Genomic DNA, 13,356 nt, shown 5'->3' with positions numbered 1-13,356 from the left:
GACGTCGCGGCGCTCGGCGGGCGTGACCTTGGCGGTGCCGATGTCCATACCGCGGTAGAGCTGCATCGCGTCGGCGTTGACGACCTCGCCCCCCAGCTCCTCCGCCAGCGCGATGGCCAGCGCGGACTTGCCGGCGGCGGTCGGGCCGACGACGGCGATCGGCCGCGACGGCTCGCTCATGGGACGGGGTCCAGCACGGCGAGATGGTAGGCCACCCCGAACGGGACGAGCAGCCGCGCGTCGGCCGTCCAGCGGCCCCGGCCCATGGCTCCGGCGAGGACCTGCCACGGCGCGCGGCCGGCGGCGCCCAGCTCGTCGGCGAGCTTCGGGTCGAGTGCCCGCAACGCACCGGCGTCGGCGTCGCGGAGTGCCTCGTGCACGGCGTCGTCGAACGGGCCGGCGCGGTCGTCCGGCCGCCCGGGGGAACGGTCGCCGTGCCGGTGGGAGCCGTCCCCCGCGATGAGGAGGCCGACCGGCGCCGGGTCGCCGGCGAGCCGTTCGCCCAGCGCGAAACAGTCCTCGGACGGCAGGTCAGGTGGTATGACGTGCATGATCACATCGGTCGCGCCGGCCTGTTCCCGTAACCAGGCTGTTACCAGGGCGGACAACGGCATCGCCGGATCGGGCGATCCGGTCGCGGCGGCGCTCATGCGCACCGGCACGTCGACGCCGAAGCCGGCGAACGTGCCGGCGGCGGACGGGCCGAGCACCCCCGCGGGGCCGGAGCCGACGGCCACCCAGCGTGACGCGGCGCTGGTCAGACGGGTCGCGACGGCCAGACACGCCGACCGAACGGCGGTCACGTCGTCGTCCGTGCCGCCGACGAGTTCCGGCACCAGTAGCGGCGGATGCGGCACGACGCCGGCACGGACGATCACGAGCCCGAGGCTATCTGTTCACCCACCGATGTGAACTCTCCGGGCTCATGGCGTCACCCTGTGCTGCCGGTGTCGATCCAGTGTCCCCGCTGGAGTACCCAGGCGCGGCGTGACCTGTTTGAATGCGCGCGTGCGCCGTGCGACATCGCGCGCGCGACGCGAAGAGTGCCAGGCCCCGCGGGAGCGGGGCGCCCGCGTTGACGCGGGCACGCCAGCGGGAGGAACGGGCCATGCCGGACAAGGAAACCAACACCACGACGGACGAATCGGCCGCCCCTGCGCCGCTGCCCTCCGCGCCGACTCCCGCGGCCCCGCCGATTCCCGCGGCGTCGACACACCCCGAGAAGTGGGGCCGGGTCGACGCCGACGGGACCGTGTACGTCAAGACGGCGGACGGGGACCGCGCGATCGGGTCGTGGCAGGCGGGTGAGCCGGCCGAGGGGCTCGCGCACTACGCGCGCCGGTTCGACGACGTGCGCACCGAGGTCGAGCTGCTGGAGGCCAGGCTCAAGGCCGGCTCCGGCGACCCGAAGCACAGCCTCACCAGCGCGAAGCACATCAAGGACAGCCTGACCGACGCCGCGCTCGTCGGGGACCTCGAGGCGTTGCAGGCCAGGATCGACCACGTGCTCGCGCGGGCGCAGGAGGCCGTCGACTCGGTCAAGCACGCGCGCGACGAGGCTCGCCAGGCCGCGACCGGGCGCAAGCAGGAGCTGGTGGAGGAGGTCGAGAAGATCGCCGAGTCCTCCACCCAGTGGAAGGCCGCGGGTGACCGACTCCGCGCGATCCTCGACGAGTGGAAGACGGTCAAGGGCGTCGACCGCAAGACCGACGACGTGCTGTGGAAGCGGTTCTCCAAGGCCCGCGACACGTTCAACCGGCGCCGCGGCTCGCACTTCGCCGACCTGGACCGCCAGCGCGCGACGTCGAAGGAACGCAAGCAGGAGCTGGTGCGCCAGGCCGAGGAGCTGTCCGACTCCGACGACTGGGCCGCCACGGCCGCGGCCTACCGCGAGCTGATGGTCGAGTGGAAGGCGGCGGGCCGGGCGCCCAAGGAGGCGGACGACACGCTGTGGCAGCAGTTCCGCGCCGCGCAGGACAAGTTCTTCGCCCGCCGGTCCTCGGTGTTCGACGAGCGGGACGCCGAGCTGATCGAGAACGGCAAGGCCAAGGAGGCGTTGCTGGCCGAGGCGGAGAAGATCAACCCCGCCGCCGACCTCGACGCCGCGCGGGCGCAGCTGCACCGCGTCCAGGAGCGGTGGGACGCCATCGGCAAGGTCCCGCGCGAACGGATCCGGGAGCTGGAAGGCCGCCTGCGGTCGATCGAGGAGAAGGTCCGCCAGGCCGCCGACGCCCAGTGGCGCCGCACCGACCCGGAGGCCGAGGCACGGGCCGCACAGTTCCGCGAGCGGGTGGAACAGTACGAGGCCCAGGCCGCCAAGGCCCGCGCGGCCGGCGACAAGCGCCGCGCCCAACAGGCGGAAGCCCAGGCCGCCCAGTGGCGCGAGTGGCTCACCGCAGCCGAGAACGCAGTAGCCAGCCGCTAACCCCTCGCGAGTCCCGCGTTCACACATACCGAGTCCCGCGTTCAGACACACCGAGTTGCGTTTTCGTGCACACCAGGAGCCGTGGGTACACCAAGCTCTGGGCGAAACCGCATCTCAGTGTGTTCGAACGCGGGACTCGCGATGTTTGAACGCGCGACTCGCGAGGGTTAGGTGCGGGAGGCGGCGGTTCGGAACCATTGGATGGAGATCGCGACCATGGCGACCACGGCGATGATCAGGCCGATGCCTGGGGTGTTGCCGGAGGACTGGCGGGACCAGATCGCCAGCAGGCCGTCGACCGAGGCGAACCAGCCGCCGGCCGCGCCGGCCCAGGCGAGTACCCAGCGGCGGGTGATCAGGGCCAGGGCCGACGTCACCACGCCGAACAGCGCCGAGGTCAGTGAGAACAGGCGCGGGACCATCGACGCCTTGCCGGTCTCGTGGCCGATCAGGACCTCGAGACCCGACGAGCCGTTCATCCACGGCAGGACCAGGCCCACCAGCAGGACGAACACCGCCACCGCGATCACCAGCGCGCGGCCACCCAGCTCGACCGTGCGGGACGCCCGGCGGCCGACCTCGTTGATCTCCGCACGCAGCTGGTCGTCCTCGCCGGCAGGCTCGGAAGGCCTTTCGGAATCCGTCATCGGACCGCGCATCCACCCACCGGCTCACTCGCGGGCGCCGGCGGGCCGAACGACGGCAGGCCGAGGCCGACGCCGGACGTCCGCGGCCGGATGCCCTCCTCGTAGTTGTCCCCCGCGCGGGTTCGCCGGTGCGACACCGGCTCGCCGTCGGCCACCAGGTGGTGCGGGGCGCCGTAGGTGATCACCGTCTCGACCACGTCGCCCGGCCGGACGTCGACGGCACCCGGCGTGAAGTGGACCAGGCGGCCGTCGCGGGCACGACCCGACATTCGGTGCGTGTCCGCGTTCTTGCGTCCCTCGCCCGCCGACACCAGCAGCTCGACCCGCGTCCCCACCAACGCCTTGTTGGCCGCCCAGGACACCTCCTCCTGCACCGCGACGAGCCGGTCGAAGCGTTCCTGGACCACCTCCTTCGGTAGCTGGTCGGGCAGTACGGCGGCCGGCGTGCCGGGCCGCTTCGAGTACTGGAACGTGAACGCGGACGAGAAACGGGCCGCCCGCACGACGTTCAGCGTCTCCTCGAAGTCCTCTTCCGTCTCACCGGGGAAGCCGACGATGATGTCCGTCGTGATCGCGGCGTCCGGCATCGCGGCCCGCACCTCGTCGATGATCGACAGGTACCGGGCCTGCCGGTAGGACCGCCGCATCGCCTTCAGCACCCGGTCCGAACCGGACTGCAGCGGCATGTGCAGCTGGTGACACACGTTCGGCGTCTCGGCCATCGCGGCGATGACGTCGGACGTGAAGTCCTTGGGGTGCGGCGAGGTGAACCGGACCCGCTCGAGGCCCGCGACGGAACCGCAGGCACGCAGCAGCTTGCCGAACGCGTGCCGGTCGCCGAACTCGACGCCGTAGGAGTTCACGTTCTGCCCCAGCAGGGTGACCTCGAGGACACCCTCGGCGACCAACGCCGAGACCTCGGCCAGCACGTCACCCGGCCGGCGGTCCTTCTCCTTGCCCCGCAAGGAGGGCACGATGCAGAACGTGCAGGTGTTGTTGCACCCCACCGACACCGACACCCAGCCGCTGTAGGCCGAGTCGCGGCGCGCGGGCAGCGTCGAGGGGAACGTCTCGAGTGACTCCAGGATCTCCACCTGGGCATCGGAGTTGTGCCGTGCGCGGTCCAGCAGCACCGGCAGCGCGCCGATGTTGTGCGTGCCGAACACCACGTCCACCCACGGCGCCTTCCTGACGATCTCGCCGCGGTCCTTCTGCGCGAGACAGCCGCCGACGGCGATCTGCATGCCGGGGTTCGCGAGCTTCGTCGGCCGCAGGTGGCCAAGGTTGCCGTACAGCTTGTTGTCCGCGTTCTCCCGGACGGCGCACGTGTTCAGCACGACGACGTCCGGGACGCCGTCACCGGAGGCCGGCGTGTAGCCAGCGTCTTCGAGCAGGCCGGCCAGCCGCTCGGAGTCGTGCACGTTCATCTGGCAGCCGAACGTGCGTACCTGGTATGTGCGAGTGCTCATCTCAATGGTCGAGAGTACGCGTGACCGCATTGAGACCTTGGGAGTGGTCAAACAGGCATGAACTTCGCTTCTGGTGGGGGTAGGTTTCGCCCATCACCGGGCCAGTAGTCTCTCGAACGCCTGGTGTAACACACGCACGTTGGAGGATGGATGACCGAGGCGGCTGCGGACACCCCCATGATCCGCATGGTCGAGGTGGACAAGTACTTCGGGCAGCTCCACGTGCTCAAGAACATCAACATCGAGGTGCCGCGCGGCCAGGTGGTCGTCGTGCTCGGGCCGTCCGGCTCCGGCAAGTCGACGCTGTGCCGCTCGATCAACCGCCTCGAGCCGATCAACGCGGGCCAGATCGAGATCGACGGCAAGCCGCTACCGGCCGAGGGCAAGGAGCTCGCGACCCTTCGGGCGGACGTCGGCATGGTGTTCCAGTCGTTCAACCTCTTCGCGCACAAGACGATCCTCGACAACGTCATGCTCGCCCCCGTCAAGGTGCGCAAGGTCGCGCAGCCCGAGGCGAAGCGGACGGCGATGGAGTTGCTCGAACGCGTGGGTATCGCCAACCAGGCACAGAAGTACCCTGCTCAGCTCTCCGGCGGACAGCAGCAGCGCGCCGCGATCGCCCGGGCCCTCGCCATGAAGCCGAAGGTGATGCTCTTCGACGAGCCGACCTCCGCGCTGGACCCCGAGATGATCAACGAAGTGCTGGACGTCATGACCACCCTCGCGAAGGAGGGCATGACGATGCTGGTCGTCACCCACGAGATGGGTTTCGCACGCAACGCGGCGCATCGGGTGGTGTTCATGGCCGACGGCGAGATCGTCGAGGACTCGACGCCACAGGAGTTCTTCTCGGCGCCGAAGTCCAACCGGGCGAAGGACTTCCTAGGAAAGATCCTCACTCACTGAGGATGTGTTGCCGCGGCGTGCTCGCCCGCGCCGCCTGACCACAAGAGCAGGAGAGAAGTAACGATGAGGGTTCGTTCCCTGGCGATCGGGCTGCTGGTCGGCGGCCTCGCCCTGACCGCATGCGGCAAGGAGGGCACGCCGACGAACGACGCGACCGGTGGCCCCTCCACGACGCAGAAGGTGGCCGAGAACGTCAAGGTCGAGGGGTCGCCGACGTTCGACCGGATCACCAAGAACGGCAAGATCGTCATCGGTGTCAAGGAAGACCAGCCCTACCTCGGCTACAAGGACCCGACCACCGGCGAGTACTCCGGCTTCGACATCGAGATCGCGCGCCTGGTCGCCGCGAAGCTCGGCTTCGACGAGAAGAAGGTCGAGTTCAAGACCGTGCAGTCCGCCGGTCGTGAGGCCGCCATCACCAACGGCGACGTCGACTACTACGTCGGCACCTACACGATCAACGACAAGCGCAAGGAGCAGATCTCCTTCGCCGGCCCGTACTTCGTCGCCGGCCAGGATCTGCTGGTGCGCAAGGACGACAACACCATCACGGGCAAGGACACCCTCAAGGGCAAGAAGGTCTGCTCGGTGACCGGCTCCACGCCGATCCAGCGGGTCCGTGACGAGCAGCTGACCCAGCCGGAGAACATCGTCGAGTTCCAGGCCTACTCGCAGTGTGTCGAGAAGCTGACCAACAGCGAGGTCGACGCGGTCACCACCGACGACGCGATCCTCAAGGGCTTCGCGGCGCAGGACCCGGACAACCTGAAGGTCGTCGGCAAGCCGTTCTCCAAGGAGCCGTACGGCATCGGCCTGCCGCACGACGACAAGGCGTTGCGGGACAAGGTGAACGACATCCTGCAGACGGCCATCGACGACGGCACCTGGCAGGACATCTACGACAGCACGCTCGGCAAGTCCAACTCGAAGGCGTCGCCGCCCGATATCGAGCGGTACTGACTCAACCCTGATGGTGGGTGGTCGCCCAAGGTGGTGACCACCCACCTTCGTTGACTGGCATGAGCGAAGCGACCCAATTCGACACAGCGGGGAAGAAGGCCCGATGAACATACTGATCGACTACTGGCCGTTGTTCCGCGACGGCTTCCTCACCACGATCGAGTTGTTCCTGCTCGCCGGTGTCGCGGCGCTCGTGCTCGGCATGATCCTGGCGATGCTGCGGGTCAGCCCCGTGCCGGTGTTCCGGGCGGCGGGCACCCTGTACGTGACCGTCGTGCGGAACACCCCGCTGACGCTCGTGTTCCTGTTCTTCGTCTTCGCCTACCCGTACCTGAAGATCCTCAAGCTGTCCTACTTCACGGCGGCGGTCGTCGCACTGACCGTGTACACGGCGGCGTTCATCTGCGAGGTCGTCCGGTCCGGCATCAACACTGTGCCGCTGGGGCAGGCGGAGGCGGCCCGCGCGCTCGGCCTGACGTTCGGCCAGTCGCTGTCGCAGATCATCCTCCCGCAGGCACTGCGGTCGGTGGTGCCACCACTGGTGAGCACGCTGATCGCCCTGCTGAAGAACACCACCATCGCCGCCGGTTTCTCGGTCGCCGAGGCCGGCCGGATCCGGTCGATCCTGTCCGACGACGGTGAGAACCAGCTGGCCGGCCTGGCGTGGGTGTCCCTGGGCTTCGTGGTGCTGGTGCTGGTGCTGACGATGGCGCAGCGAACCCTCGAGAAGCGGTGGAGCGTGGCCCGATGAGCAACGTCCTCTTCGACACCCCCGGCCCACGCGCCCGCGTCCGGCACCGCCTGCTGGCGGTGATCGGCACTCTCGTGCTCGCCGGGCTCGTGGGCTTCGTCGCCTGGCGGTTCTACGACACCGGCCAGTTCGACGGCCGGAAGTGGGAGTGGATCGAGTACACCTACGTCCAGGAGCAGCTGGGCACCGCGGTGCTGGCGACGCTGAAGGCGTTCGCGCTGGGTGCGGTGCTGGCGCTGCTGTTCGGTGCCGTGTTCGCGGCCGGGCGGCTCTCGGAGCACAAGCCGATCCAGGCGGTGTCCGCGTTCGTCGTGGAGCTGTTCCGCGCGATCCCGTTGCTGATCCTGATGTTCCTGTTCTACTACGGCCTGCCGACGGTCGGCGTCAAGATGTCGGCGTACACGGCCGTGGTGCTGGGTCTCATGCTGTACAACGGTTCGGTGCTGGCGGAGGTGTTCCGCGCCGGCATCATGGCGTTGCCGCGTGGCCAGTCCGAGGCCGCGTACGCGCTGGGGATGCGCAAGACGCAGGTGATGGTGCTGATCCTGCTGCCGCAGGCACTGCGCTCGATGATGCCGACGATCATCAGCCAGCTCGTGGTGCTACTGAAGGACACCGCGCTCGGCTTCCTCATCACCTACGACGAGCTGCTGCACTTCGCCCAGTTCTACGGCGGCCAGGGCCAGTTCGCCCGCCCGTTCATCCCGGTCGCGATCGTGGTGGCCGCCATCTACATCGGCATGTGCCTGCTGCTTGCCTGGCTGGCGAACTACCTGCAGAAGCGGGAACGGCGCAGCAAGAAGCACATCGACCTGGACGACGGCGGCACGAAGTCGAACCAGCTGGTGCTGGCCGGCGACGCGGGTGCGGGCGGCGCCGGAGCCGCTGCCAGTGCCTGACTTCCTCTCGGCCACCCGGACGTCCTACGACCGGGTGGCCGAGTCGTATGCGCTGCACTTCAAGGACGAGCTGGCCGGCATGCCGGTCGAGCTCTCGGTGCTCGGCCTGTTCGCGTCGCTCGTGGACGGACCGGTACTCGACGTCGGCTGTGGCACCGGCCTGGCAACGGCGGAGCTGGTCAGGCTGGGCGTGGACGTGTCCGGTCTGGACCTGTCACCGGGCATGCTCGAAGTGGCCCGCGAACACCTGCCGAGCGTGCGGTTCGAGACCGGCTCGATGCTCGAACTCCCCCACCCCGACAACACCTTCGGTGGGGTGATGACGTGGTACTCGACGATCCACGTGCCGGATGAGCTGCTGCCGGCGGCGTTGGCCGAACTGGCACGGGTCGTACGGCCAGGGGGTCACCTGCTGCTGGGTTTCCAGGTGGGTGACGAGCCGATGCACATGACGTCCGCACTCGGCCACGAGCTGGACCTGGTGTTCCACCGCCGCCGGCCGGAGCACCTGGCGGAGCTGCTGGCCGCGGCAGGAGCGCCGGTGGAGACGCACGTCGTCCGCGTGGCACGGGAAGGCGAACGCACCCCGCAGGCCTTTCTACTGGCCCGAAAAGCAGAGTAGGCCGAGTGGAAGGCGCGGACCGTTCGATCGCGCCTGACCACTCGGCCTTCGCCTACCCCACCGGGGCCGGCCTCAGCGACGGGACTTGCGCCGGAAGAGCGCGTTGCCCAGCCATACCACCGGGTCGTACTTCTCGTCGATCACGCGTTCCTTCATCGGGATCAACGCGTTGTCCGTGATCTTGATGTGCTCCGGGCAGACCTCCGTGCAGCACTTGGTGATGTTGCAGTACCCGAGGCCGTGCTCCTCCTGCGCCTCGCGCACGCGGTCGGCCGTGTCCAGCGGGTGCATGTCGAGCTCCGCGACGCGCATCAGGTAACGCGGCCCCGCGAAGTTCTCCTTGTTCTCCTCGTGGTCACGGATGACGTGACAGGTGTTCTGGCAGAGGAAGCACTCGATGCACTTGCGGAACTCCTGCGAGCGCTCGACGTCCTGCTGCTTCATCCGGTACTCGCCGAGACCGACGTTCTTCGGCGGCGCGAACGACGGGATCTCGCGAGCCTTCTGGTAGTTGTACGAGACGTCCGTGACCAGGTCACGGATGACCGGGAACGTGCGCAGCGGGGTGACGGTGATCGTCTCGGTCTCCGAGAACACCGACATGCGGGTCATGCACATCAGGCGCGGCATGCCGTTGATCTCCGCGGAGCACGAGCCGCACTTGCCCGCCTTGCAGTTCCAGCGCACCGCGAGGTCCGGCGCCTGCGTGGCCTGTAGGCGGTGGATGATGTCGAGGACGACCTCACCCTCGTTGACCTCGACGGTGTAGTCCTGGACGTCCCCGCCTTCGGCGTCGCCGCGCCAGACCTTGAAGTTGGCCTTGTAGCTCACGCCGTCTCCTCGCCTGCATACTGATGGTTCGCTCCGCAAGCTCCGCTCACGATCCACTCCTCTGCGGGTGGGCGGCCAGTTCGTCGTCGGTGAAGTACTTCTCCAGCTCGGACACCTCGAAGAGCTCGAGCAGGTCCTCGCGCATCGGCACCTGGTCCTTCGGCGTGACCTTCGCGCCCTCGCCGTCGACCTCGCACACCAGGAGCCTGTTGCGCCAGCCGGCGTCCATGGCCGGGAAGTCGTCGCGGGTGTGGCCGCCGCGGCTCTCCGTGCGGATCAGGGCCGCCTTGGCGACGCACTCGCTGACCAGCAGCATGTTGCGCAGGTCGAGCGCGAGGTGCCAGCCGGGGTTGAACTCGCGCTGGCCCTCGACGGCGATGCTCTTGGCACGCAGCCTCAGCTCCGCCAGCTTGTCCAGCGCCTGCTGGATCTCCTCCTGCTTGCGGATGATGCCGACCAGGTCGTTCATCGACTGCTGCAGCTCGGCGTGGATCGAGTACGGGTTCTCCGCCTGCCCGTTACCGGGCCAGTCGAACGGGATCGTCGCCCGCCTGGCCGCGTCGTCCACATCGGACTCGGAGATCTTCGGCTTCTGGTCGAGGGAGTCGACGTACTCGGACGCGCCCAGCCCGGCCCGGCGGCCGAACACGATCAGGTCGGAGAGCGAGTTGCCGCCCAGCCGGTTGGAGCCGTGCATGCCGCCGGCGACCTCACCGGCCGCGAACAGCCCGGGCACGGCCGACGACGTGGTGTCCGGGTCGACCTCGACGCCACCCATGACGTAGTGGCAGGTCGGCCCGACCTCCATCGGCTGCGACGTGATGTCCACATCGGCCAGTTCCTTGAACTGGTGGTACATCGACGGCAGGCGGCGCTTGATCTCGTCGGCCGGCAGGCGGCTCGCGATGTCCAGGAACACGCCGCCGTGCGGTGAGCCGCGACCCTCCTTGACCTCGGAGTTGATCGCGCGGGCGACCTCGTCGCGGGGCAGCAGGTCCGGCGTGCGACGGTTGTTGTCCTGGTCGTTGTACCAGCCGTCGGCCTCCTGCTCGGTCTCCGCGTACTGGCCCTTGAACACGTCCGGGACGTACCCGAACATGAACCGGTCGCCCTTGGAGTTCTTGAGCACGCCGCCGTCGCCGCGCACACCCTCGGTGACGAGGATGCCCTTGACCGACGGAGGCCAGACCATGCCGGTCGGGTGGAACTGGACGAACTCCATGTTGATCAGCGTCGCGCCGGCGCGCAGCGCCAGGGCGTGGCCGTCGCCGGTGTACTCCCAGGAGTTCGAGGTGACCTTGAAGGACTTGCCGATGCCGCCGGTCGCCAGCACGATGGCCGGCGCCTCGAACAGCACGAACTTGCCGGAGTCGCGCCAGTAGGCGAAGGCGCCCGCGATGCGGTCGCCGTCCTTGATCAGCTCGGTGACGGTGCACTCGGAGAAGACCCTGAGCTTGGCCTCGTAGTCGCCGTACTCGGCGTAGTCCTCCTGCTGCAGCGAGACGATCTTCTGCTGCATGGTGCGGATCATCTCGAGGCCGGTGCGGTCACCGACGTGCGCGAGGCGGGGGTAGGTGTGGCCGCCGAAGTTGCGCTGGCTGATCTTGCCGTCCTTGGTGCGGTCGAACAGCGCACCGTAGGTCTCCAGCTCCCAGACCCGCTCCGGGGCCTCCTTGGCGTGGAGCTCGGCCATCCGCCAGTTGTTGAGGAACTTCCCGCCACGCATGGTGTCGCGGAAGTGGACCTGCCAGTTGTCCTTCTCGTTGACGTTGCCCATCGAGGCGGCACAGCCGCCCTCGGCCATGACGGTGTGGGCCTTGCCGAACAGCGACTTCGAGATGATCGCGGTCCGCTTGCCCTGCTGCCGGGCCTCGATGGCGGCACGGAGCCCGGCGCCACCTGCGCCGATGACGACGACGTCGTAGTCGAAGCGTTCGACCTGAACCTGAACCATGAGTCCTTCTCGAGTCTTTAGTTGAAGATCCGCAGATCGGTGATCCAGCCGGCGGAGACCGACATGATGTACGCGTCGGTGAAGATCACCGTGAAGAGCGAGATCATCGCCCACTGGCCGTGCTTGGGGTTGATCTTCGACACGAACTGCCAGTAGCGGTACCGGATCGGGTGGTCGGAGAAGCTCTTCAGCTTGCCGCCCATGATGTGCCGGCAGGCGTGGCAGGAGAGTGTGTACATGGAGAGCGCGGCCACGTTGATCAGGATGATGACCGTGCCGAGGCCCATGCCGACCCCGCCGTCCTTGCCGTGGAAGGACAGCACCGCGTCGTAGACGTTGACCAGCGCGAAGATCAGGGCGAGGTAGAAGAAGTAGCGGTGCGAGTTCAGCAGGATCAGCGGGAAGCGCCGCTCACCGCTGTACTTGCCCCGGGGCTCTGGCACCGCGCACGCGGCGGGCGAGAGGAAGAACGACCGGTAGTACGTCTTCCGGTAGTAGTAGCAGGTGGCCCGGAACCCGGCGAGGATGATGAAGGTGATGACCGCCATCGGGAGGAAGGCCGGCACCTCGGGCAGCGGCGTGCCGAAGTGGCTGGAGCCCGGGACGCACGAGTCGCTGAGGCACGGGGAGTAGATCGGCGTGAGGTAGTGCTCACCCGGCGCCCAGTAATACTTGTTCATGAAGATGCGGATGGTCGCGTAGACCACGAAGAAGAGCAGAACCGCGCCCATGCTGAGCGGCCAGCCCCACCATCGGTCCTTCCGATACGTGCGCTCGGGGATTTGCGCCCGTCCGGGGGCTGCGACGCCAGCCTTCATTGTTGTCCTCGACTCCAGAACGATTTGATTGTCAGAGACTAACGGGGATCTGCACCAGTGGCGGCGTTCCGCGGGTCACACCCGGTGGGCGATGGGTCGACATCGCCTGTTTGCACTCACGGTTCGCCACCTCCGCCGCCGTCCCCATGAACGAGGCGACGCCGAGCCGCCAACGTTGCCGTCGGTGGCAAGAGGAGAAGTACCACACGCTGGGAAAGCGCCGGTCGGCGGCCTGTACACAAGGTGGCCTGGGGCACGCCTGTACGTGAGGAGGTCCCCGACCACACGGTGACGGTACTCCCTGGCGCCGACCCCCACCGACCGACCACACGTGCGGCGACAATGCCTGCCACGAAGCCAGATCACGGAAGGTTCATCGATTAAGAGGGGAGGTTGTATACAGAATGCAACCCGCTTGACGGGTGGTTCAATGACATGGCGGAAATCACGCTATCGATCAAGTAAGGGCACCTTTAGTTCCGATCGAGGCCCACAATCCAAGAGGTTGCGATTGGGTGAACGTTCCCGTCTCAGAACAGGTCGTCGAGCAGAGAGGTCCGCACCTCGTCCTTGACGACCCGGTAGGCGAGCCCCTCGGAGTACCCCTTGCGCGCGAGCATGCCGACGAGCTTGCGGATCTTCGCGGCCTCGTCGGCGCCACTGAGACTCCGCAACCGTTTGCGGACAAGCTGACGCGCCCGCTCCTCCTCGGCGTCGGTGTCCACAGTCGCCAGTGCCTCGGAGGCGGAGTCGTCGGCAACCCCCTTGCGCCGCAACTCAAGAGCAAGCGCCCGCCGGCTCAACCCCTGAAGGTTGTGCCGAGACCGCACCCAGACCTCGGCGAAGGCGGCGTCGTCGACAAGCCCGACGTCCCCGAGCCGGCCCAACACCTGCTCGGCGATGGTGGGATCGAACCCCTTACGCGCCAACGCCTGCGCCAGCTCGACCCGAGTCCGGGGCCGAGCGGTGAGCAGTCGCAGGCAGAAGTCCTTGGCCTGCTGGACAGGGTCCTCAGGGTTGGCGGGGCCTTCGGCCCGGGTGGCGGAGGTGTCGGCTCGGGGTGCACGGCCTCTC

Annotated in this window: 14 protein-coding genes; 6 read left to right on the top strand and 8 right to left on the bottom strand. The window is 68.0% G+C overall.

Translation table 11 applies throughout. The annotated features are described in order from the left end of the window. On the bottom strand, positions 1–180 hold a 180-nt coding region (locus VET29_RS03890; protein WP_324914743.1), incomplete at its 3' end, for an isopentenyl transferase family protein. Beyond that, a complete protein-coding gene (locus VET29_RS03885; RefSeq protein ID WP_324914741.1) occupies positions 177–878 on the bottom strand; it encodes a class III extradiol dioxygenase subunit B-like domain-containing protein in 702 nt (233 codons plus the stop codon). The genes VET29_RS03885 and VET29_RS03890, both read right to left, overlap by 4 nt. A gap of 230 nt (positions 879–1,108) precedes the next feature. Between VET29_RS03885 and VET29_RS03880 the strand changes: the two genes are divergently transcribed. Continuing rightward, the gene (locus VET29_RS03880) at positions 1,109–2,425 is read left to right on the top strand and encodes a DUF349 domain-containing protein (protein ID WP_324914739.1); all 1,317 of its coding nucleotides are present in this window, start codon (positions 1,109–1,111) and stop codon (positions 2,423–2,425) included. A 167-nt stretch (positions 2,426–2,592) separates the two neighbouring features. On the opposite strand, the gene VET29_RS03875 is transcribed toward VET29_RS03880, so the two are convergent. Both VET29_RS03875 and miaB read right to left on the bottom strand, forming a co-directional pair. Next, positions 2,593–3,072, bottom strand: a complete 480-nt coding sequence (locus tag VET29_RS03875) for a hypothetical protein (protein ID WP_324914737.1) — start codon at positions 3,070–3,072, stop codon at positions 2,593–2,595. Further along, positions 3,069–4,541, bottom strand: a complete 1,473-nt coding sequence (miaB, locus tag VET29_RS03870; protein WP_324914735.1) for a tRNA (N6-isopentenyl adenosine(37)-C2)-methylthiotransferase MiaB — start codon at positions 4,539–4,541, stop codon at positions 3,069–3,071. The genes VET29_RS03875 and miaB overlap by 4 nt, the downstream gene beginning before the upstream one ends. A gap of 177 nt (positions 4,542–4,718) precedes the next feature. Here miaB and VET29_RS03865 point away from each other — a divergent pair, with 177 nt between their 5' ends. The 5 genes from VET29_RS03865 to VET29_RS03845 all read left to right on the top strand — a co-directional run bounded on the left by VET29_RS03865 (position 4,719) and on the right by VET29_RS03845 (position 8,679). Continuing rightward, positions 4,719–5,447, top strand: coding sequence for an amino acid ABC transporter ATP-binding protein (locus VET29_RS03865; RefSeq protein WP_324914746.1), 729 nt, complete (start codon positions 4,719–4,721; stop codon positions 5,445–5,447). A 63-nt stretch (positions 5,448–5,510) separates the two neighbouring features. Further along, the gene (locus tag VET29_RS03860) at positions 5,511–6,407 is read left to right on the top strand and encodes a glutamate ABC transporter substrate-binding protein (protein WP_324914733.1); all 897 of its coding nucleotides are present in this window, start codon (positions 5,511–5,513) and stop codon (positions 6,405–6,407) included. Positions 6,408–6,510: 103 nt separating this feature from the next. Continuing rightward, positions 6,511–7,158 (top strand): amino acid ABC transporter permease, encoded by a 648-nt coding sequence (locus tag VET29_RS03855; RefSeq protein WP_324914731.1) that lies wholly within the window; start codon positions 6,511–6,513, stop codon positions 7,156–7,158. Continuing rightward, complete coding sequence (locus VET29_RS03850) at positions 7,155–8,057, top strand: amino acid ABC transporter permease (protein ID WP_324914729.1); 903 nt, start codon at positions 7,155–7,157, stop codon at positions 8,055–8,057. Before VET29_RS03855 ends, VET29_RS03850 begins: the two co-directional genes overlap by 4 nt. Beyond that, positions 8,050–8,679 carry a class I SAM-dependent methyltransferase gene (locus VET29_RS03845; RefSeq protein WP_324914727.1) on the top strand — a complete coding sequence of 210 codons (630 nt, stop codon included), beginning with the start codon at positions 8,050–8,052 and terminating at the stop codon, positions 8,677–8,679. Before VET29_RS03850 ends, VET29_RS03845 begins: the two co-directional genes overlap by 8 nt. Before the next feature lie 72 nt (positions 8,680–8,751). Here VET29_RS03845 and VET29_RS03840 read toward each other — a convergent pair whose 3' ends face one another. The 4 genes from VET29_RS03840 to VET29_RS03825 form a co-directional block, all read right to left on the bottom strand. Continuing rightward, on the bottom strand, positions 8,752–9,510 hold the full coding sequence (locus VET29_RS03840; RefSeq protein WP_324914725.1) for a succinate dehydrogenase/fumarate reductase iron-sulfur subunit: 759 nt from the start codon (positions 9,508–9,510) through the stop codon (positions 8,752–8,754). 46 nt (positions 9,511–9,556) lie between these two features. After that, positions 9,557–11,464, bottom strand: coding sequence for a fumarate reductase/succinate dehydrogenase flavoprotein subunit (locus VET29_RS03835; RefSeq protein ID WP_324914722.1), 1,908 nt, complete (start codon positions 11,462–11,464; stop codon positions 9,557–9,559). Positions 11,465–11,481: 17 nt separating this feature from the next. Continuing rightward, entirely contained in the window at positions 11,482–12,282 is an 801-nt protein-coding gene (locus VET29_RS03830) for a hypothetical protein (protein WP_324914720.1), read from the bottom strand. A 530-nt stretch (positions 12,283–12,812) separates the two neighbouring features. Continuing rightward, positions 12,813–13,262 (bottom strand): regulatory protein RecX, encoded by a 450-nt coding sequence (locus tag VET29_RS03825; RefSeq protein WP_414636442.1) that lies wholly within the window; start codon positions 13,260–13,262, stop codon positions 12,813–12,815. Positions 13,263–13,356: the final 94 nt, after the last annotated feature.

The sequence above is a fragment of the Actinophytocola sp. genome, assembly GCF_035634895.1.
In the GTDB taxonomy this organism is placed as follows: Bacteria; Actinomycetota; Actinomycetes; order Mycobacteriales; family Pseudonocardiaceae; genus Actinophytocola.
This window is presented reverse-complemented; position numbering and strand designations above follow the sequence as displayed.